Raw genomic sequence first — 18079 nt, forward strand, 5'->3', positions numbered from 1 at the left:
GGCCGAGTACATCGGTGTGGACGTCGAGGGCCCGTACAAGCCCGAGCACTACCGCTACTGAGCTGAGACCGGCCGTGCTCCTCTCCGGTCCTCCCACCACTCCCGGGGAGGAGCACGGCCGGTGCCGATCGCGCCGGCTGCGAAACGGCGCGGTACCCGTGCAAGGTAGGCGGTAGTAGGCACCCCGGCAATGGGGCCGGGGTGCCGCCGCTTGCCTCGTGCCGTCCTGGCAGGGGGCGCGAATTCGTTCGCGCGGAGGTGTCAGACCGCCGGGGTGCGCGCGGTGGACCCGCGGACGACGAGCTCGCTGGCGAAGCACCTCTTTCGCGCCGCGAGCCCGCGATCTTCGACCCGTTCGAGCAGCAGATCCACTGCGGCGCGGGCCATTTCGGCGATGGGCTGGCGGACCGTGGTGATGTCGTAGGAATCCCAGGCGGTCAGCGCGATGTCATCGTAGCCGACCACCCACACGTCGTCCGGGACCCGCTTGCCCGCGGACACCGCGCCGTCCACGGCGCCGAGCGCGGTGAGGTCGTTGGCGCAGAACACCGCGGTCGGCGGGTCGTCGAGCGCGAGCAGCCCGCGCATGGCGGCGCGCGCCATGTCGTGGGCGAAACCGCCCGGGACCACGAGGAATTCGTCCAGCGCCTGGCCGAGTTCGACCAGGCGGTCCCGGAACCCGTGCTCGCGGTGGCGCGCCGTGCTGGGTAGTTCCGGCCCCGCCAGGAAGCCGATCCGGCGGTGCCCGGCCGCGATCAGGTAGTCGGCCACCGCGCGGCCGCCCCCGGTGTTGTCGGTGGTGACCTGATCGCAGTCCAGCTCGTCGAGCCCCCGGTGCAGCAGCGCGATCGGCTCGCCGCGCTCCACCGCCTCGGCCAGCTGCGCGGAGGCCTCGGTGACCGTGGTGAAGATCAGCCCGTCCACCGTTCCCTCGTCCAGCGATTCCAGCGCGCCCGCGCCGTCCGGGCCGTTCCACAGCACCATGCGCTGGCCCGCCGACTTCAGCGCTGTCGAAACCGCTTCCAGCAGCTGCGGGTAGAAGGGGTTGGTGATGTCGGCGACCACCACGCCGATCGTCGAGGTGCGTCGAGTGCGCATGGTCCGGGCCGCGGCGTGCGGGCGGTAGCCGGCCTCGCGCATCGCCTCCAGCACCTTCTCGCGGGTCTGGGCGGCGACGCGGTCGCTGTCCTGCAGGACTCGCGAGACCGTCATCTGCGAGACGCCGGCCAGCCGCGCCACATCCCGGCTGGTGACCACCGGTGACCTCCAAGGGGTTCTGGATCGAGGGAGAGCGATCCGTGGGTTTACGTAAACATCGTAGCGCGCCTACCGTCTATGTGTACGTAAACATGATGGAGGTTTCAGCATGGCGTTCGCCCTCAAGGCCGCTCCGACGAGCTCTGCGGCCACGACCACGTCATCGCCCGATGTGCAGGAGAAGGTCGCGGCGATCGTCGAGGACGTCCGCACTCGCGGCGACGAAGCGGTGCGCGAGCACTCCGCCCGCTTCGACGACTGGGAACCCGAGTCCTTCCGGCTCTCGCGCGCGCAGATCGACGAGATCGTGGCGCGCGTTCCCGAGCAGGTCATCGCCGACATCGAGTTCGTCCAGCAGCAGGTGCGCGGATTCGCCGAGAAGCAGCTGGAATCGATGCGCGAGATCGAGGTGGAGACGTTGCCCGGAGTCGTGCTCGGGCACAAGCACGTCCCGGTGGCCGCGGCGGGCGCCTACGTCCCCGGCGGGCGCTACCCGCTGCTGGCCTCGGCGCACATGACGATCCTGACCGCCAAGGCCGCTGGCGTGCCCCGCGTAGTCGGCTGCACTCCGCCGATCCGCGGCGAGGTTCCCGACGCCACCGTCGCGGCCATGCACCTGGCGGGAGCCGACGAGATCTACCTGCTGGGCGGCGTTCAGGCGGTGGTCTCGATGGCACTGGGCACCGAGACGATCGAGCCGGTGGACATGCTCGCCGGCCCGGGCAACGCCTTCGTCGCCGAGGCCAAGCGTCAGCTCTACGGCGAGATCGGCATCGACCTGTTCGCGGGCCCGACCGAGATCCTCGTGGTCGCCGACGAGCACGCCGATCCGTTCGTGGTCGCGGTGGACCTGCTCAGCCAGGCCGAGCACGGGCCGGACTCGCCCGCGGTGCTGATCACCACCTCGGAGGGCCTGGGGCGCGCGGTGATCGAGCACGTCGACGCGCTGCTCCCGGGAATGCCCACCAAGGACAACGCGGAACCGGCCTGGCGCGACCACGGCGAGGTGCACGTGGTCGCCGACCTCGACGAGGCCTACCGGCTGGCCGACACCTACGCCAGCGAGCACGTGCAGATCCTCACCGAGCACCCGCGCGAAGCGCTGGAGAAGATGCGCAACTACGGCGCCCTCTTCCTCGGCGAGGGCACCTGCGTGTCCTACGGCGACAAGGTGATCGGCACCAACCACGTGCTGCCCACCCGCGGCGCCTCCCGCTACACCGGTGGTCTGTGGGTCGGCAAGTACCTCAAGACCGTGACCTACCAGGAGGTCACCGACCCGGCGGCCAGCGCCGACCTCGGCGAGGTCTGCGGCCGGGCGGCGCGCGTCGAGCTCTTCGAGGGGCACGCCCGCTCCGGCGACGTCCGCGCGGCGAAGTACGGCGAAGCCGAACTGCCCTGGGCGCCGGGCGTTCCGGCCGGATCCTGATCACGTCCGTTCGGCACCTTCGCGGCCGGGCTCATCGCCCGCCCGCTGGGCGGTTTCGCGGCCGGGCCCTTCGGTGACGCCGCTAATGGCGACCAGCCTGATCATGTGGTCCGGCGGGGCGTCCTGGAGCGCGGCGGTCCTGATCGCCGCCGCGCGCTGATCGCGGCCGCGTCGATGGCCGCCGCTCCGGAGACCCGTCGCCGCGATCTGGTCACTCCCCGGGAAGGAGAGCGCGAACCCGTGGCTAGTGCGTGAAGACGCCGATGCCGTTGGCGACCTGGCGCTGCTCGCCGTCCGAGGGGACGTTGCGAACGGTGGCCAGGTCGTCGCCGGGCGCGCGCACGGCCATGGTGCTCGAGCCGCCGCCGTCGAGGTTGACGCCGTCGGTGGCGCCGAAGGAGGTCAGCAGCTCGGCGACCTCTCGAAGGCTCATGCCGGTGCTGGCTTCCGAGCGGCCGTCGACGACCACCAGCCGGACCTGCCTGCCATCGGCGCTGATGCCCGCGGCCGTGCGCGGGGCGAGCTCGCCGTCGAGGCCGGGCAGCGGTGCGCCGTCGCGCAGGATCGGGGTGGCTCCGACGGCGAACTCCAGCTGGGGAGCTTCGGCGGGGACGAGCTTCGTGCGCACCGAGACCGGGTCGCCCGCGTCCAGCGTTTCCAGCTCGTCCGCGCCCTGTTCGCGTCCGACCAGCACCACTGAGTCCTCCGGGATCGGGCCGGTGCCCGGGCGGTCGGCCTCGGACTCGACCACGCCGCGGTGGACCACGACCTCCTCGGTGCGCTCGCTGCACGGGGCGGACCTGTCCTCATCGGTGCCGCAGACCGCGCGCGCCCGGGATGCGGTACCCCAATCATCGGTGAACGCCCCGACGCCGCCCACCGGCAACGCGTACTGGTTGAGCCCGGCGACACCGATGGTTCCGCGCGGGCCGACGGCGGTCCCGCTGAGATCCAGGTGCGCGATGCGGGCGCGGCCGTCCGCGCCGAGCGCGAGGACGTCTTCATTGGACGTTCCCGCGGGCAGTGCCGGACCGAAGCGCTGGCCGTCCGGCACAGCGCCCTTCAGGGCTCGTCCCTCGGCGATCTCCGGTCCGGTCGACGAGCTCGTCGGCCGGATTCCCGGGTGCTCCTCGGCGATGTTGAAGAAGTCCCCGTTGACACCGGCGACGGCGCCGCGGGCGTTGGTGAGGTCGGTTACCTCGTCCTTGGCGGCGACCGAACCCGGGTGCAGCAGGCCCAGATCGACGTGCGGGTCGGACAGGTCGACGCTGATCACGTGGCCGCGCACCGGACCGTGCGAAGTGGACAGATCGAACGGCCGGTAGGTGACACCGGCAGCGATGGGAACCGCCTCGTCGCCCGCCGAGGCCGCGGGCAGCGGGAGGACCGCGAAACCCACGGCCAGTGCCGCGGTGAACGCGCGAAGTCGAGCCGGGACGGAGCTCATCACCGGGATTTCCTTCCGCCGGGGGCATTCCGCGATCGATCGGACACACGCAATCACCCGGCGGTGAACGCGCGGTGTTCGCCGGACCAATGCCTCGTGCTCGTCGCGAACACGCTAGGCGACGGAGCGATGACCGTCCGGCACCGACCCGCGCCCGGAGCGCGTGCGGGCGCGAAGGTCCCAGGTGACCTGGCCCGCGAAGAGCGCAGCGGGCTTGATCTGGGCGGTGCGGGTCCGGCAAGCTTGGCTTGCAAAACGGGCGGGTCGGGGGTCCGGCGTTGAAATGCTGGGCAAGGCGTCCGAAGGGAAAGACGCGGACGTCCTGGAGGCCGTTAGAAGATGCTCACCCCTGATGACGTGCGCAATGTCGTCTTCAGCGGGGCGTGGCGCAAGGAGCGCGGCTACGACGAGGCAGAGGTCGACCGGTTCCTGGCACGTGTCGAGGCAACGCTGCGCGGCAAGCGGCTGGTCACCGCGCGCGACGTGCTGACCGCGGAGTTCAGCCCGCGCAAGAAGGGCGCCCGCGCCTACAAGAAGTCCCAGGTCGACCGGTTCCTCGACAAGGTCGCGCTGACCCTGATGAAGCTCGAGGTGCGCGACGAGGACGGAGCACCGCGCAGGCACCGCCTGGCCTCCGACGGCCACGAGCAGCCCTCCCGGGGTGAGAGCGCCGCGCCGCGGCGCCGGCAGGCCGATCCGCCGGCGGACGGCACCGAGCAGTTCGGGCCGGAGCCACCCGCTCCGGAACTGCCCGCCGCTGAGGAGGGCGCCGCGCGACCGCGCAGGCCGGAGCGGCCCGAGGCGGACACGCGCAGACAGCTGCCGCAACGCCGTTCGGCCCAGCCCCGGCAGTCCTCCGACAGCGGGCCGATGCCCGCGCAGCCGCCCACCGCCGCGCCGCCGGCGCAGCCACCTGCTGTCGCGCCCGCGCAGCCGCCCGCGCCCGCTGCGCCGGCGACGTCCTCCGGTCCGGCGCAGGCGCCCCCGGTTGCGCAGCCGCCCGCGGCAGGCGCGGCCTCCGCGAGCGAACTGGTCCGCGACCCCGCTCGATTCGGTGCGCTGGAGCCGGCCAAGTCGCCGAGCACCGCGCTGGACAAGGGGGAGGTCGACGCGTTCATGGACCGCGTGCAGGCGACGCTGCGCGGCGCGGACGCGATCAGCTCCAAGGACGTGCTCGGTGCCCGGTTCAACCCGCCCGCACCGGGCATGCCGGGCTACGACAAGGAAGGCGTGATCGCCTTCCTGAAGGTCATCTCGGTGAGCATCCAGAACCTGACCTCCCGCAACATGCGGCCGGTCGATCCGGCCGCGGGCGCAGCGCGGCAGAACGGCAGCGGTCAGGGGAGCGGACGTCCCCCGCCGCCCGCGGCCGATCAACGCCCCGCGTCGACGAACATGCGACCGGCGGCCGGTGCCGCGGCGCAGCAGGCGCCCGGGACGGGTCAGGCCGGCTCCGGGGCGTTCCCGGCGCAGATCAGCGGCAACCTGCGGACCGGGCAGCAGAACCCGGCGGGACGACGCGGCTGAACTCGCACGTCCGCGACCGCGAGCGGTAGCGTGGCGGCCGTGGACGGTGCGCGAACCAGCAAGCTGCGGCGCTATTGGGACCGGTCGGCGCCCTCCTACGATCGCGCGATGGCCTACTTCGAGCGCTTCCTGGCAGGCGACAGCCGCCAGTGGGTGTGCTCGCGGGCGCACGGCCGCGTGCTGGAGGTCGCGATCGGCACCGGCCTCAACCTGCCCGCCTATCCCGCCGAGGCGCGGCTGACCGGGGTGGAGTGGAGCGGGCAGATGCTCGAGCGCGCCGCGCGCCGCGCGCGCGACCTCGGGGTGGACGCGAACCTCCTGGAGGGCGACGCCCGAGCGCTTCCGCTCGCCGCCGACTCGTTCGACACCGCGGTCTGCACCTTCTCGCTGTGCGCGATCCCGGAACCCGAGCGGGCGATCGCGGAGCTGCACCGGGTGCTCAAACCCGGCGGAACTCTGCTGCTGGCCGATCACGTGGCGAGCACGGCCTGGCCGGTGCGCCTCGCGCAACGCGCCGCGGAACTCATCACGGTTCCGGTCGGCGGTGAGCACTTCCTGCGCCGTCCCTCGGCTCAGCTGCGATCCGCCGGGTTCGACATCGCCGAGGCGGAGCGCTTCAAGCTCGGCATCATCGAACGCCTCGCGGCCCGCAAGGCCGAGTGATCAGACGCTGATCTCGGTCTTCCAGGCGGCCTTCTGCCCCGCGGTCGCGAACGACGCGTCGAACGAGTTGCGCGCCAGGGTGGCGAACTGCTGCTCGGTCATGCCCAGCTCGCTGCGCAACGCGGCGAAGTTGTCGTCCAGGTAGCCGCCGAAGTAAGCGGGGTCGTCGCTGTTCACGCAGGCCAGCAGGCCCTCGTCGAGCATCTTCGGCAACACGTGCTCGGAGAGCCGGTCGATCGCGCGCAGCGCCACGTTCGACAGCGGGCACACGGTCAGCGGCACCTGCTCGTCGCGCAGCCGCGCCACCAGCTCGGGGTCCTCCATCGCGCGGATTCCGTGGTCGATGCGCTCGACTCCGAGCACGTCCAGCGCCTGGCGCACGTACTCCGGATCTCCCTCCTCGCCCGCGTGCGCGACCCGGTGCAGGCCCTCGGCGGCGGCCAGCTCGTAGACGTCCTTGAACGGTGCCGGTGGGAACCCGACCTCGGCCGAGTCCAGGCCGACGCCGATGAACCGGTCGCGGAAGGGCAGCGCCATGCGCAGCGTCTCCATCGCGGCGTCCGGCCCGAGATCGCGCACGAAGCACAGGATCAGCTCGGCCGAGATGTCCGAGTCGCCCAGGGCGCTGGTGATGCCGTCGAAGATCGCAGCCAGCGGAACGTCGTTGCGCAGGTGCACCTGCGGGTCGAAGAAGATCTCCGCCCGGCGCACCCCACCTCGCCCGGCCCGATCGAGGTAAGCGCTGGTGAGGTCGTAGAAGTCCTGGCTGGTGCGCAGCACCGGCAGGTTGTCGTAGTAGAGGTCGAGGAACGACTGCAGATCGGCGAAGGAGTACTTCGCGCGCAGCTCATCGAGGTCGCTCGTCGGCAGCGCGACGCCGTTGCGCCTGGCCAGCCCGACCAGCATTTCGGGTTCGAGCGTGCCTTCGATGTGGATGTGCAGTTCTGCCGTCGGCAGCATCGGTCCTCCCCTCGTCACCGGTTCGAACCTACCCGCCGACGTTTCGCATCGCGGTATCAGGGTTCCCCGCGGATCTCGGTGTAGGTCAGCCCGTCGCTGGTCGCGGGGTCGCCGACGAGCTCGCGGGCGCCGGTCTGATCGAGATCGGAGCAGGCCACGAACGCGCCGTCGACCAGGAGTGGACGGCGGATCTCGCCCTTGGCGGCGTAGGCGAGGACATCGCGGGCGAGGCCGCCGCCCTCCAGCTCGACGCGTTCGGGGCCGTGCAACCGGACGAGGCGGTAGCGGACGTCCCGGCCCTCGCACTCGTCGAGCGCGCGGCGTTGTTCCGGGGTGACGAGCCACACCGCGTGGTTCTCGACCACGCCGGGAGCCGAGACCAGCACCGCGGGGCGCTGGCCATCGCGGGCGCGGACACCGGAGGCCCAGACCGCGGACAGGCCCGTGCAGCGCGCGGCGAGCACCACCGCGGGGCCGGTGAGGCCGAGCTCCTCGCGCAACCAGGTGATCTTGCCGGGGCAGGCGTTGGAGCCGTAGGCCAGCACCGGGACTCGCCGCGACAGCGGCTCGGCGCGGTGCGCGGACAGCCAGTCGTCGAGGCACTCCGCCCCGACGCGCCACCCGGACGCGGTCGCGGCCGGGTGCGCGCGGTGGCCGGAACCGCCGAGCTCGACGAAGGAGTACCCGGGCCGCGCTCCGGGATAGGGGTCGGCCGGGTAGTCCGCGTCGGCGAAGTCGGCGGGGTTCGACATCGAGATCCGAGCATGCCCAGCGCGGTCTTGCGGTGCAACGGGTTTGGCGGGTTTTGCCGACGAGTTCGGTCGCTTAGGGTCCGAGCGGGGGAGCCGGTGCGACGAGGAGGTCGTTGGTGGCAGTGGTGGAGACGGTGCGCGGGCAGGTGCCGGTGGAAAGCCTGGGAACCGTGCTGATGCACGAGCACGTGTTCGTCCTCAACGAGGAGATCCGGCGCAACTACCCGGAGCTGTGGGACGAGGAGGAGCGCGTCGCCGACGCCGTCCGGAGGCTCACCGAGCTCAAGGAGCGCGGCGTGGACACCATCGTCGATCCGACCGTGCTGGGCCTGGGCCGCGACATCGAGCGCGTCGCTCGGGTGAACGCCCAGGTCGATCTCAACATCGTGCCCGCCGCGGGCCTCTACACCTACGACTCCGTGCCGTTTTTCTTCCGCATGCACGGCCCCGGCACCATGCTCGGTGGCGACGATCCGATGGTGGACATGTTCGTCAAGGACATCACCGAGGGCATCGCGGGCACCGGGATCAAGGCCGCGTTCCTCAAGTGCGCGATCGAGGAGGAGCTGACGCCGGGAGTCGAGCGGGTGCTGCACGCGGTCGCGGAGGCGCACCTGCGCACCGGCGCGCCGATCACGGTGCACACCAGTCCCGCGCACGGCACCGGGCTCACCGCCCAGCGGGTGCTGCGGGAGCGCGGCGTGGATCTCGGGCGGGTCGTGATCGGGCACAGCGGTGACACGACCGACACCGACTACCTGCGCGAGCTCGTCGACAACGGTTCCTACATCGGCATGGATCGCTTCGGGCTCGACGTGCTGCTGCCCACCGATGATCGCGTGGCGACCATCGCCCGGCTCGCAGGGGAGGGCCTGGCCGAGCGGATGGTCCTGGCGCACGACGCCTCCTGCCACATCGACTGGTTCCAGCCCGGAGTTCTCGAGCACGCGGCGCCGAACTGGCACTACACGCACATCCACGACGTGGTGCTGCCCGCGCTGCGCGAAGCGGGTGTGACCGAGCAGCAGCTGACCACGATGCTCGTGGACAACCCCCGCCGCTACTTCGGCTGAACCTGAGGGGATGTTTCGGTTCGGAGTTTGCGCGGCGGTGCGGCTGTCCTCGCCCGGCGATGTTCGAGAACCCGCGGCGGCTGAGTCCGTTCAATATGCAGCTGCCGCCGCGTGTTGAACGGCCCCCTTCGCGGAGCGCCCGCCGTCCGATGGGTGCTCCTCGCGCAGCCGCGCCGGCCGGAAACTAGGGTTCGGGTGGCGTGGTTGGAGGAAGCTGTTGATCGGTATCGATGAAATCGAGGCGGCGGCGGGACGCGTCGCGGACCAGGTGGTGCGCACCCCGGTGGTCGAAAGCCCCGGGCTGTCCGGTCTGCTGGGCGTTGCCGTGACGGCCAAGCTGGAGTTGCTGCAGCGCACGGGTTCGTTCAAGGCGCGTGGTGCGGTGGCGAAGCTGCGGGCGCTGAGCCCGGACGAGCGGGCCGCGGGAGTCGTCGCGGTCAGCGGTGGCAACCACGGCATCGCATTGGCCGTGATGGCCGGGGCGCTCGACGTCAAGGCGACCGTGGTGATGCCCCGGTCCGCGCCCGCGCGGGCGGTGCGCTTGGCCGAGGAGGCCGGTGCGACCGTGCGCGTCGCCGACGACATGGCCGAGGCGTTCTCGCTCACCGAGCGGTTGCGCGACGAGGGCAGCACCCTCGTGCACCCCTTCGACGACGAGGTCGTGATCGCCGGTCAGGGCACGGTCGGTCTCGAATTCGCCGACGACGCGGGCGAACTCACCGATGTGCTGGTCTCGATCGGCGGTGGCGGCCTGATCTCCGGCGTGGCCGCCGCGCTGCGCCACCTGCGCCCGGGAGTGCGGGTGTGGGGAGTGGAGACCGAAGGGGCCGAGGCGATGACCTCGGCGCTGCGGGCCGGGGGACCGGTCCCGGTGGAGCTGTCGTCCATCGTGTCCACGCTGAGCGCTCCGGCGGTCTCGGCGATCACGCACGAGCACGTGTCCACATTGGTCGAGGGCGTGGAGGTCGTCTCCGATGCCGACGCGGTGCGCGGAGTTCTCGAGCTCGCCGAGCACGCGAAGGTCTGGGCCGAACCCGCGGCGGGTTGTCTGCTGCCCGCCGCGCGCCGGGTCGTCGACTGGGTGGGGCCGCAAGCGCGCCTGGGCCTGGTCGTCTGCGGTGGCAACACCACGCCCGCGGACGTGCAGTCCTGGGCGCAGCGCTTCGACCTGACCTGAGCTCCCTTCAGGGGCTGACAGTTTTGCCTATAACTGTCCGGACATTTCGGGCGCCGAGAGCTTGCAGTTATAGGCAAAACTGTCAGTGCTCTCGGGTGGCGCCCGGTGGTGGGCGGGGCTAGGTCTCTTTCGGTTTGGCGCGGAGGTGGGCTCGTTCGCCCTGCTTGCCGAACAGGCTCAGGAACTCCACGGCCTGCGCGTCGGCGCAACCGAACCAGTGCGGAACCCGGGTGTCGAACTCGGCGGCCTCGCCGGGGGAGAGCAGCAGGTCGTGCTCGCCGAGCACGAGGCGCAGCCGTCCGTTGAGCACGTAGAGCCACTCGTAGCCCTCGTGCGTCTGCGGATCCGGTTCGCCGCGTTCGGCGTTCGCCGGAATGATCAGTTTGAAGGCTTGGATGCCGCCCGCGCGACGCGTCAGCGGCAGCATCGTCATGCCGTGCCGCTGCACCGGGCGCAGGTGGATGCGGGGATCGCCGGTCGGCGGCGCGTCGACCAGTTCGTCCAGGGTCACGCCGTGCGCCTTGGCCAGCGGCAGCAGCAGTTCCAGGGTCGGCTTGCGCGAGCCCGATTCCAATCTGGACAACGTGCTCACCGAGATGCCGGTCTCGCCGGACAGTTCCGTCAGGGTCGTCGCGCGTTGCTTGCGCAGTGCGCGCAACCTCGGACCGACGGCTTCGAGCGACTGCTCGGACTCGTCATCCATGCCGCCAGCTTGCCACCCCGGCAACCGGGATTGCCACTGCGGGCGAGCGGAGCCGGCCATCGGATCGGAGCCCCGGCCGAGAACGCCCGCGGACTCACGGATCGCGGTAGATCTCGTTGTAGCGCGAGCTCCTGCGCGCCCGTTCGTCGGCGTGCGCGGCCTCGCGGGTGGCCCTGCCGGTTCCCAGCGGATAGCCGTGCTTGTAGAGGCGGTACTCGCAGGTGTGCTCCATGTAGGACAGCGAGTACCACACCGCCAGGATCACCCCGCCCAGGATCGACATGGCCCGGATCCACAGCGGCCCCGGCAGCAGCAGGAACAGCAGCCCCGGGGAGATCTGCACCAGGCTCCGCGCGGTGTGCCGCAGCGCCCAGGTCCGGCAGGTGACGTCGTGCAGCACCCATTCGCGGAACCGCTCGGGGAGGCGGCCGCCGAACGCGTACCACAGCCAGCGCAGCGGGTCCGGGCGCTTGGGGCGACTACCGGTCACGGACGACTCCTCAGCTGGCTCGGCAGGGCGCGGCTCGACGGCATTGCTTAGCGCACTAACAATTAGCGTACCTGCGCTACGATGTCGACCGTGACCGACCTCGACCTGGGTGAAGACCCGCTGGCCCTGGACCGCCAAGTCTGCTTCGCGCTGTCGGTGGCCTCGCGCAACGTGATCGCGCTGTACCGGCCGCTGCTGGCTCCGATGGGCCTGACGCACCCGCAGTACCTCGTGATGCTGGCCCTGTGGGAGACCGCGCCGCGATCGGTCAAGGACCTCTGCGAGGTGCTGCACGCCGACGCCGCGACGCTCTCGCCGCTGCTCAAGCGCCTGGAAGCGATCGGCTACGTGGTCCGCGACCGCAGTCGCAGCGACGAGCGGCGCCTCGAGGTCGACCTCACCGGCAAGGGGCGCGAGCTGCGGGCGGAGGCGGAGAAGATCCCGTACCGGGTGGTCGAACTGCTCGGGATGGACCTCGCCGAGCTCGAGCAGCTCAACGCGGGTCTGACCCGGGTGATCGCGGCGTCGCGCACGGCGCTCGACGAGCGGTGACCGGCCCGGCCACCGCACGACCGGGCCGGTTCGGGCTCATCGCCGGAACGGGCCGGTGACCTCGTAGGTGATCCCGTCCTCGCTGCGCCCGGAAGGGCCGCGCTGCGAGGAGAAGTAGAGGCGCTCGCCTGCCGGGTCGAAGGCCACGCCGCAGAGCTCGGACTCGGACTGCCCGCCGACCCGCAGGAACGGAGCCACCACGTCCTCGGGCGTGATCACGCAGATCTCCATGTTGCCGCCGTCCTCGGCGACGTAGAGGTCACCCGCGGGAGTGCCGGTGATGTTGTCCACACCGGTCAGCGGGGCGTCGTCGGTGAGATCGTCGTCGTAGACGACCTGCAGGGCGTTGGCCGCCGCGTCGTAGGCCCAGACCCGGTTGTCGCCCTTGGTGGTGAAGAAGCAGGTGCCGTTGCGGTAGTAGGCGCCCTCGCCGCCGTCGAAGGTCTTGGCCTCGGCGACCTGGTGCCGGGTGCGCACCACCGCCGCGGTCGGGTCGGGCACCTCCACCCAGGCCAGGGCGCCGTCGGACTCGGTGAGCACCTGCAAGGTCCCCGCCGACATGGCCTCCCAGGTCTCGGGGACGAAGCGGTAGAAGTTGCCGTCCGGCTCGTCCTCGGTGAGGTAGACGACCCGGCGGTCCGGGTCGGCGGCAGCGGCCTCGTGCTTGAGCCTGCCCATCGCGTCGCGGCGGATCGCCTCACCGCCCCACGGGTCGGTTTCGAAGACGAAGCCCCGGTCGGTCTCCTCGCAGGACAACCAGGTGTTCCACGGCGTCGCGCCGCCCGAGCAGTTGTCCGTCGTACCGGACAGGATCGGGTAGGCGTCGGTGATCGTGCCGTCGGCGGCGAAGCGCACGGCGCTGACCCCGCCGGTTCCGGCGCCCATCTCGGAGTTGGAGACGTAGATCCAACCGTCGCCATCGGTGAAGCAGGCGCCGCCGTCCGGTGCGCCGTGCCAGACGTGCGGGGTGCCCTCTACGGCCTGACCGGTGCGGGCGATGACGCGGCTGGTGAAGCCCTCGGGCAGTTCGAGTCCGTTCGCGTCCGCGGGCAGCAGCGGGCCGTACGGGCTCGGCCCCGCCTCGGCGGGGTAGGCGATCGCTTCGCGGGTGACGCTGAAGCCGAAGGCGACGGCCGTGCCGCCGGCCACGGCGGCGCGCAGGAAAGTGCGGCGTTCCACGGGTTTCCTCCCGGTTTCGAGGTGGATCGACGTCGTTCGGGGGCGAGCGGGGTGACCGTATTGCGAACGCCCGTGCCCGATCACCGCGAATTCGATGAACAACATCTGTCCGATCGGCGAACCTGATCCCGTTTCCCGCGCGACCCGCGACATCCGCTCGCCCGGTACCGCCGGTTTCGTGGATGATCGGGAACAACCGCAGGTCGATTTGACAAGACCCTTCACCTGATCGGGAGCGGCGGTCAGGCGGGATTAGCCTTGCTGTCGACCGTGCGAGTTACCGGGAAACCGGTGAAGATCTCAAGGGGAGCTGACCCGAAGGGATGGCAATCAGGATGGACGAGGAGATCCGCAACCGGCTGAACGAGGTCCGGCAGCTGGCTGACGAGCTGCACCCGGAGAGCATCGAGGCCGAGATCGGGCGGGCGCGGGTGGAGGCCTACCAGGCAGGGATCAAGTTCGCCGCCGACTTCATCGAGCACGGTCCCCAGGAGCGCGAGCGTCCCCAGGCCGACATTCCGACGCCTCGGTACTAGGCTTCCGGTCCTGCCGGGTTGCGGCGATCGGTTTCGATCGGTTGGCCGCGCCCGAACGGCCGGAGGTAGAGTGCGGGGCCTGCTGCGGAGCGCGGGTTCGGGGCGAATGTGGGGTGCGGGCGATGGTCACCGGCAAGGTAATCCGGTTCGACGAGGTGCGCGGGTACGGCTTCGTCTCGCCGGACTCGGGCGGTGAGGACGTGTTCATCCACGTCAACGACTTGACCTTCGACAAGCGGCTGATCGCTCCCGGCGTGGTCGTCGAGTTCGACCCGGAGGACTCCGACCGCGGCCCGAAGGCCTCCAACGTGAGCATCGTGCGTTCCACGGCGACCGCCGGCGGCGCGCCCGAGGAAGACCTCTTCGACGTGCTGCCCGCCAAGGAGTTCCACGAGGTCATCACCGAAGCGCTGCTGACATCGGCGCCGAGCATGACCGCGGAGCAGATCCTGCAGGTGCGGCAGAAGCTCACCCAGATCGCAGTCCGGCACGGCTGGGTCGACGCCTGAACGGTCCGATGCGGACCGTCAGAACGCGGTGCGGAACACCCGCATCCAGTTCTCGATCGCGGCGACCTTGCCGAGCAGCCCGTAGTAGCGCCGCACCGAGGGATCCGGAGCTCGGTGCGTGTCGGTGAGCACCCCGACGTCGGTGATCTGCCGCAGGCCGGGGGTTTCGGCGATGATGCCGGGGTAGTCCCGCTGCGAGGTCAGGTAGGCGGGGGCGCGGTGCCACCGGGGGAAGCAACGCTTGAGCACCCGGGATTTGGCGGCCACCCACGGCGCGACCCCGTCGAAGACGATCTCGCCGGTGGTGCGGTGCTCCGTCAGGCGGCGGAACAGCTCCCGGTTGGCGGCGGGGGACAGGTACATCAGCAGGCCCTCGATGATGACGAGCGTGGGCCCATCCGACGGTAACTCGCGCAGCCAGCGCGGATCGGTCGCGGACCCGGCGAGCATCCGATACCCGTCACCGTCGGCGTAGAGCCTGCGCCGAAGTTCGACGACCTCCGGCAGGTCGATGTCGAACCAGCGCACCCCGGAGCCGGGGGCCAGGCGGAACGCGCGGCTGTCCAGTCCGCAGCCCAGGTCGATCACCGCGGCGTCCGCGTGCCGGCGCAGGAACCCCGCTGCGAGGTCGTCGAACCGGTTGGCGCGCAGGGCGACCGCGTAGCAGTCGTTGGCGAGCCCGCGCTTGGCGAGGCGGCCCCAGTCGTAGTCGATGCGCCGGACCGCCTCGGCGGCGTAGCGATCCCCGAGCACCGGGGCGGGCGAATTCGCGTCCAGCGCGCGCAGGTGCAGCGTCCTGAGCATGGTGGCGCGCACGTCGGTGAGATCCATTCCGCTGCTGGCCATCTCGCCCCCGCGTCCGGTGTCGGCCGATCGACGGTACGGCCGGGCACAGCGCGCGGGCAATGCTCAGCGGACGGCGAGCAGGGTTGCCGCGGTGATCTCGCGCAGCTCCTCGGCCGTGGTGGGGAAGACCGTGCGCGGCGTTCCGGCTGCGGCCCAGACGCGCGGGTGCTCGGCGAGGGCCGCGTCGACGACGGTGGGCAGCGGCCGCGGGTGGCCCACCGGCGCGACGCCGCCGATGACCTGCCCGGTGGCGTCGCGCACCTGCTCCGGGGTGGCGCGTTCGAGTTCGCCGCGCCCCCATCGCCGGGCCAGCGCCTTCTGGTCGACCCGGTGGGCGCCGCTGGTGAGCACCAGCACCGGTTCCTCGTCGGAGATGAAGACCAGGCTGTTGGCGATGGCGCCCACCTCGCAACCGAGCGCGGCGGCGGCGTCGGCGGCGGTGCGCGTGGAATCGGCGAGCTCGCGCACGGCGCCGCGCACTCCGGCGGCCCCGAGCACGGCGGCGACGTGTCGGCTTCGTTCGGGCGGGGAAGTGGTCATCGCGCCTCGCTCGTTCTGTTCGCGGAACGTCGCCGATGCTAGCGGTTCGGCGGCTTCGAGTCAGTCGGGCCGCGCGACCGTTCCCGAAATTTAGATAGCATCTATTGCTTCAGTGCGGAGTGAAATAAATCCCCGGTGCGCGGTGCGGGCAGAACGGCGGGGAGGGTCAGCTCGGCGACGGCAGCTGCTGCTCGACTCCGCGCAGCGCGGTGAAGGGGTCGCCGACGGTCGCGATGCGGTCCAGCACGGTGCGGATGGTCCAGCGGTCCGGTGCGAGCTCGGGATCGTCGAGCTCGTCCCACTCGAGCGGGACCGAGACCGGGGCTCCGCGGCGCGGGCGGGCGCTGTAGGGCGCGACCAGGGTCTTGCTCTGCACGTTCTGCGTGTAATCCAGCCTGGCCAGTCCGCGGCGCTGCGCTTTCGCCCACTGCCACGACACCAGCTCCGGCACGACGTCACCGACCGCGCGCGACACCTGCTCCACCCAGGCGCGGGTTTCGGCGTAGGTGTAGCGGGGTTCGACGGGTACCCAGATCTGGATGCCGCGTTGGCCGGTGACCTTCGGGCGTGCCGTGACGCCGAGGTGCTCCAGCGCGCTGCGGTGCAGCCGGGCCAGCACCAGCACGTCGTCGAAGCTGGTGTGCTCGCCCGGGTCGATGTCGAAGAGCGCCCAGGTCGGGTGGTCGATGTCGTCGATCTTCGAGGTCCACGCGTGCAGTTCCAGCGCCGCGTAGTTGGCCAGCCAGGCCAGGGCCTCCGGGCTGTCCGGAACGATGTAGGACTGGGCGTTGTCGGGGCCCGGGTCCGGGTGGTGCCAGCGGCGCAACCAGTCCGGGGCGTGGCTCGGGAACTCCTTGTGCCAGAAGCCGGACTCGCCCACGCCGTTGGGGAAGCGGTGCGAGTTCAGCGGCCGATCGACCAGATAGGGCAGCATCACCGGGGCGATCAGCGCGTGATAGCGGATCAGGTCCCGCTTGGTCACCGGTTCCTCGTCCGCGCGCCCGGCGAAGAGCACCTTGTCCAGGTTCGTCAGCGCCAGGTCTCGTCCGCTCAGCCGCCAGGTGCCCTTCTTCCCGAGAGCGCCGAGCGCGGCCAGCTCCTCGCCGCTCGGCCCTTGCCAGCGCAGCCGGACCTCGGCCCGTTCGGGTGGGAGCTCCGAATGCCACTGCGCGTCGGGATTCGGTGCGACCTCCTCGTTGGTGCGGCCGCTGCGGACGGACAGCGGGTGCTGCTCCGGGTCCCAGCCGGGCTCGGCGTGCTCGTCCTTCTTGTGCAGCAGCAGCCACTGCTGCTCGCCCCGCCGCACGAGCACGAACCGTCCGCTCAGCTTGCGGCCGTGCAGTTCGAAGTGCAGCGTGCCCTCGGCCAGGGCGGCGGCGGGATCGTCCTCGCCGGGAGTCCAGGTGCCGCGGTCCCACACGATCACGTCCCCGCCGCCGTACTCGCCCGCGGGGATGGTGCCTTCGAAATCGGCGTACTCGAGCGGATGGTCCTCGACGCGCACCGCCATCCGCCGCACCGCCGGGTCGAGCGTCGGGCCCTTCGGGACCGCCCAGCTCAGCAGCACGCCGTCGTGCTCGAGTCGGAGGTCGTAGTGCTTGCGGCTGGCGCGGTGGCGCTGCACCACGAAGCGGTTGCCGGGCCCGTCCGCCTCGCGGGTGCCGCGCGGCTCCGCGGTGCGGTCGAAGTCGCGCTTGCGCCGATACGGGGCCAGCCGCTCGGAGTGGGTCTCGGGCATGCGCCACCTCCAGTGCCGACAGCGTGGCACGGCCGGCAGGGCCGGTGCAGGTCATGGCGCTGACCGGCGAATCGGGCCGGGACGCGTGATGATCGACGCAGAATTTCCGGCCGCCGGTTGATTCGGGGATGCGCCGCCGTAGGGCAGAATTAGTTGAAAACGAAAGGAGTTTGCCGATGCCACAGCCAGAGGGCGCCGAGCTGGAAGCCATCCGGGCGCGTCGCGACAAGCTGCGCGAGCAGTACCTGCTGCCGGGGGCGAAGCGTCCGTCGCCCACCGTCGGAGGGTTTCACCACGTCGCGCTGATCTGCTCCGATGTCGAGCAGACGATTCGCTTCTACCAGGAGATCCTGGGATTTCCGCTGGTGGAGCTGGTGGAGAACCGGGACTACGCGGGATCGAGCCACTTCTTCTTCGACGTCGGCAACCGCAACCTGCTGGGCTTCTTCGACTTCCCGGGTCACCCGCACCCGGAGTTCTCCGAGACCATCGGTGCGGTCCAGCACATCGCGCTGTCGACGACTCCGGAGAACTTCGAGGCCGCCCGCAAGCGTCTCGACGGCAACGGGATCGAGTACATCGGTCCGGACCGGGGAGTGCACAACAGCCTCTACATCCGGGATCCCAACGGGGTGGGACTGGAGTTCTACCGCGAGGAGCTCGCGGTGTTCGAGGGGCACCGCCTGCTCGAGGAGTGACGT

Annotated in this window: 20 protein-coding genes; 10 read left to right on the plus strand and 10 right to left on the minus strand. The window is 71.1% G+C overall.

The annotated features are described in order from the left end of the window. A partial coding sequence (locus ABD289_RS25455) for an adenosylhomocysteinase (protein WP_486374880.1) occupies positions 1 to 61 on the plus strand: 61 nt, incomplete at its 5' end. 200 nt (positions 62 to 261) lie between these two features. On the opposite strand, the gene ABD289_RS15625 is transcribed toward ABD289_RS25455, so the two are convergent. Next, entirely contained in the window at positions 262 to 1257 is a 996-nt protein-coding gene (locus ABD289_RS15625) for a LacI family DNA-binding transcriptional regulator (RefSeq protein WP_344132429.1), read from the minus strand. Between the two features lie 109 nt (positions 1258 to 1366). Here ABD289_RS15625 and hisD point away from each other — a divergent pair, with 109 nt between their 5' ends. Next, positions 1367 to 2686 carry a histidinol dehydrogenase gene (gene hisD / locus ABD289_RS15630; RefSeq protein WP_344132432.1) on the plus strand — a complete coding sequence of 440 codons (1320 nt, stop codon included), beginning with the start codon at positions 1367 to 1369 and terminating at the stop codon, positions 2684 to 2686. Between the two features lie 244 nt (positions 2687 to 2930). On the opposite strand, the gene ABD289_RS15635 is transcribed toward hisD, so the two are convergent. Beyond that, entirely contained in the window at positions 2931 to 4133 is a 1203-nt protein-coding gene (locus ABD289_RS15635) for a phosphodiester glycosidase family protein (protein ID WP_344132435.1), read from the minus strand. 339 nt (positions 4134 to 4472) lie between these two features. On the opposite strand from ABD289_RS15635, the gene ABD289_RS15640 reads away from it, so the two are divergent. Beyond that, positions 4473 to 5660, plus strand: a complete 1188-nt coding sequence (locus ABD289_RS15640) for a DivIVA domain-containing protein (protein ID WP_344132438.1) — start codon at positions 4473 to 4475, stop codon at positions 5658 to 5660. A 39-nt stretch (positions 5661 to 5699) separates the two neighbouring features. Continuing rightward, positions 5700 to 6323 carry a class I SAM-dependent methyltransferase gene (locus tag ABD289_RS15645; protein WP_344132441.1) on the plus strand — a complete coding sequence of 208 codons (624 nt, stop codon included), beginning with the start codon at positions 5700 to 5702 and terminating at the stop codon, positions 6321 to 6323. Here ABD289_RS15645 and ABD289_RS15650 read toward each other — a convergent pair whose 3' ends face one another. Beyond that, a complete protein-coding gene (locus ABD289_RS15650) occupies positions 6324 to 7283 on the minus strand; it encodes an adenosine deaminase (RefSeq protein WP_344132444.1) in 960 nt (319 codons plus the stop codon). It abuts the gene before it with no gap. Between the two features lie 56 nt (positions 7284 to 7339). Further along, the gene (locus tag ABD289_RS15655; RefSeq protein WP_344132448.1) at positions 7340 to 8035 is read right to left on the minus strand and encodes a gamma-glutamylcyclotransferase; all 696 of its coding nucleotides are present in this window, start codon (positions 8033 to 8035) and stop codon (positions 7340 to 7342) included. 116 nt (positions 8036 to 8151) lie between these two features. On the opposite strand from ABD289_RS15655, the gene ABD289_RS15660 reads away from it, so the two are divergent. Continuing rightward, positions 8152 to 9108 carry a phosphotriesterase family protein gene (locus tag ABD289_RS15660; protein WP_344132451.1) on the plus strand — a complete coding sequence of 319 codons (957 nt, stop codon included), beginning with the start codon at positions 8152 to 8154 and terminating at the stop codon, positions 9106 to 9108. Between the two features lie 217 nt (positions 9109 to 9325). Next, a complete protein-coding gene (locus ABD289_RS15665) occupies positions 9326 to 10285 on the plus strand; it encodes a threonine ammonia-lyase (RefSeq protein ID WP_344132454.1) in 960 nt (319 codons plus the stop codon). A gap of 118 nt (positions 10286 to 10403) precedes the next feature. Here the strand turns inward: ABD289_RS15665 and ABD289_RS15670 are convergent, their stop codons facing one another. After that, positions 10404 to 10988, minus strand: a complete 585-nt coding sequence (locus tag ABD289_RS15670) for a helix-turn-helix domain-containing protein (protein ID WP_344132457.1) — start codon at positions 10986 to 10988, stop codon at positions 10404 to 10406. 94 nt (positions 10989 to 11082) lie between these two features. Next, the gene (locus tag ABD289_RS15675) at positions 11083 to 11478 is read right to left on the minus strand and encodes a DUF5313 family protein (RefSeq protein ID WP_344132461.1); all 396 of its coding nucleotides are present in this window, start codon (positions 11476 to 11478) and stop codon (positions 11083 to 11085) included. An 81-nt stretch (positions 11479 to 11559) separates the two neighbouring features. Here ABD289_RS15675 and ABD289_RS15680 point away from each other — a divergent pair, with 81 nt between their 5' ends. Beyond that, entirely contained in the window at positions 11560 to 12030 is a 471-nt protein-coding gene (locus ABD289_RS15680; RefSeq protein WP_425564696.1) for a MarR family winged helix-turn-helix transcriptional regulator, read from the plus strand. A 36-nt stretch (positions 12031 to 12066) separates the two neighbouring features. Here ABD289_RS15680 and ABD289_RS15685 read toward each other — a convergent pair whose 3' ends face one another. After that, complete coding sequence (locus tag ABD289_RS15685) at positions 12067 to 13209, minus strand: alkaline phosphatase PhoX (RefSeq protein ID WP_344132467.1); 1143 nt, start codon at positions 13207 to 13209, stop codon at positions 12067 to 12069. A 323-nt stretch (positions 13210 to 13532) separates the two neighbouring features. On the opposite strand from ABD289_RS15685, the gene ABD289_RS15690 reads away from it, so the two are divergent. Continuing rightward, positions 13533 to 13745 carry a hypothetical protein gene (locus ABD289_RS15690; RefSeq protein ID WP_344132470.1) on the plus strand — a complete coding sequence of 71 codons (213 nt, stop codon included), beginning with the start codon at positions 13533 to 13535 and terminating at the stop codon, positions 13743 to 13745. Positions 13746 to 13867: 122 nt separating this feature from the next. Then, positions 13868 to 14254 carry a cold-shock protein gene (locus tag ABD289_RS15695; RefSeq protein WP_344132473.1) on the plus strand — a complete coding sequence of 129 codons (387 nt, stop codon included), beginning with the start codon at positions 13868 to 13870 and terminating at the stop codon, positions 14252 to 14254. A gap of 18 nt (positions 14255 to 14272) precedes the next feature. On the opposite strand, the gene ABD289_RS15700 is transcribed toward ABD289_RS15695, so the two are convergent. The 3 genes from ABD289_RS15700 to ligD all read right to left on the minus strand — a co-directional run bounded on the left by ABD289_RS15700 (position 14273) and on the right by ligD (position 17378). Then, on the minus strand, positions 14273 to 15100 hold the full coding sequence (locus ABD289_RS15700; RefSeq protein ID WP_344132476.1) for a class I SAM-dependent methyltransferase: 828 nt from the start codon (positions 15098 to 15100) through the stop codon (positions 14273 to 14275). A gap of 63 nt (positions 15101 to 15163) precedes the next feature. Continuing rightward, complete coding sequence (locus ABD289_RS15705) at positions 15164 to 15640, minus strand: YbaK/EbsC family protein (RefSeq protein WP_344132479.1); 477 nt, start codon at positions 15638 to 15640, stop codon at positions 15164 to 15166. A 166-nt stretch (positions 15641 to 15806) separates the two neighbouring features. Next, a complete protein-coding gene (gene ligD / locus ABD289_RS15710) occupies positions 15807 to 17378 on the minus strand; it encodes a non-homologous end-joining DNA ligase (protein WP_344132482.1) in 1572 nt (523 codons plus the stop codon). A 176-nt stretch (positions 17379 to 17554) separates the two neighbouring features. Between ligD and ABD289_RS15715 the strand changes: the two genes are divergently transcribed. Beyond that, the gene (locus tag ABD289_RS15715; RefSeq protein ID WP_344132486.1) at positions 17555 to 18076 is read left to right on the plus strand and encodes a VOC family protein; all 522 of its coding nucleotides are present in this window, start codon (positions 17555 to 17557) and stop codon (positions 18074 to 18076) included. The last annotated feature ends 3 nt before the right edge of the window (positions 18077 to 18079 follow it).

Source organism: Saccharopolyspora halophila, from assembly GCF_039531955.1.
Lineage (GTDB): Bacteria > Actinomycetota > Actinomycetes > Mycobacteriales > Pseudonocardiaceae > Saccharopolyspora > Saccharopolyspora halophila.

Excerpts from the sequence above, each read along its gene's own strand:
- ABD289_RS15695 (WP_344132473.1), top strand. The coding sequence starts at position 13,868 with ATGGTCACCGGCAAGGTAATCCGGTTCGACGAGGTGCGCGGGTACGGC.
- ABD289_RS15655 (WP_344132448.1), bottom strand. The coding sequence starts at position 8,035 with ATGTCGAACCCCGCCGACTTCGCCGACGCGGACTACCCGGCCGACCCC.
- ABD289_RS15690 (WP_344132470.1), top strand. The coding sequence starts at position 13,533 with ATGGCAATCAGGATGGACGAGGAGATCCGCAACCGGCTGAACGAGGTC.
- ABD289_RS15715 (WP_344132486.1), top strand. The coding sequence starts at position 17,555 with ATGCCACAGCCAGAGGGCGCCGAGCTGGAAGCCATCCGGGCGCGTCGC.
- ABD289_RS15650 (WP_344132444.1), bottom strand. The coding sequence starts at position 7,283 with ATGCTGCCGACGGCAGAACTGCACATCCACATCGAAGGCACGCTCGAA.
- ABD289_RS15635 (WP_344132435.1), bottom strand. The coding sequence starts at position 4,133 with ATGAGCTCCGTCCCGGCTCGACTTCGCGCGTTCACCGCGGCACTGGCC.
- ABD289_RS15670 (WP_344132457.1), bottom strand. The coding sequence starts at position 10,988 with ATGGATGACGAGTCCGAGCAGTCGCTCGAAGCCGTCGGTCCGAGGTTG.
- hisD (WP_344132432.1), top strand. The coding sequence starts at position 1,367 with ATGGCGTTCGCCCTCAAGGCCGCTCCGACGAGCTCTGCGGCCACGACC.
- ABD289_RS15700 (WP_344132476.1), bottom strand. The coding sequence starts at position 15,100 with ATGGCCAGCAGCGGAATGGATCTCACCGACGTGCGCGCCACCATGCTC.
- ABD289_RS15640 (WP_344132438.1), top strand. The coding sequence starts at position 4,473 with ATGCTCACCCCTGATGACGTGCGCAATGTCGTCTTCAGCGGGGCGTGG.
- ABD289_RS15680 (WP_425564696.1), top strand. The coding sequence starts at position 11,560 with ATGTCGACCGTGACCGACCTCGACCTGGGTGAAGACCCGCTGGCCCTG.
- ABD289_RS15705 (WP_344132479.1), bottom strand. The coding sequence starts at position 15,640 with ATGACCACTTCCCCGCCCGAACGAAGCCGACACGTCGCCGCCGTGCTC.
- ligD (WP_344132482.1), bottom strand. The coding sequence starts at position 17,378 with ATGCCCGAGACCCACTCCGAGCGGCTGGCCCCGTATCGGCGCAAGCGC.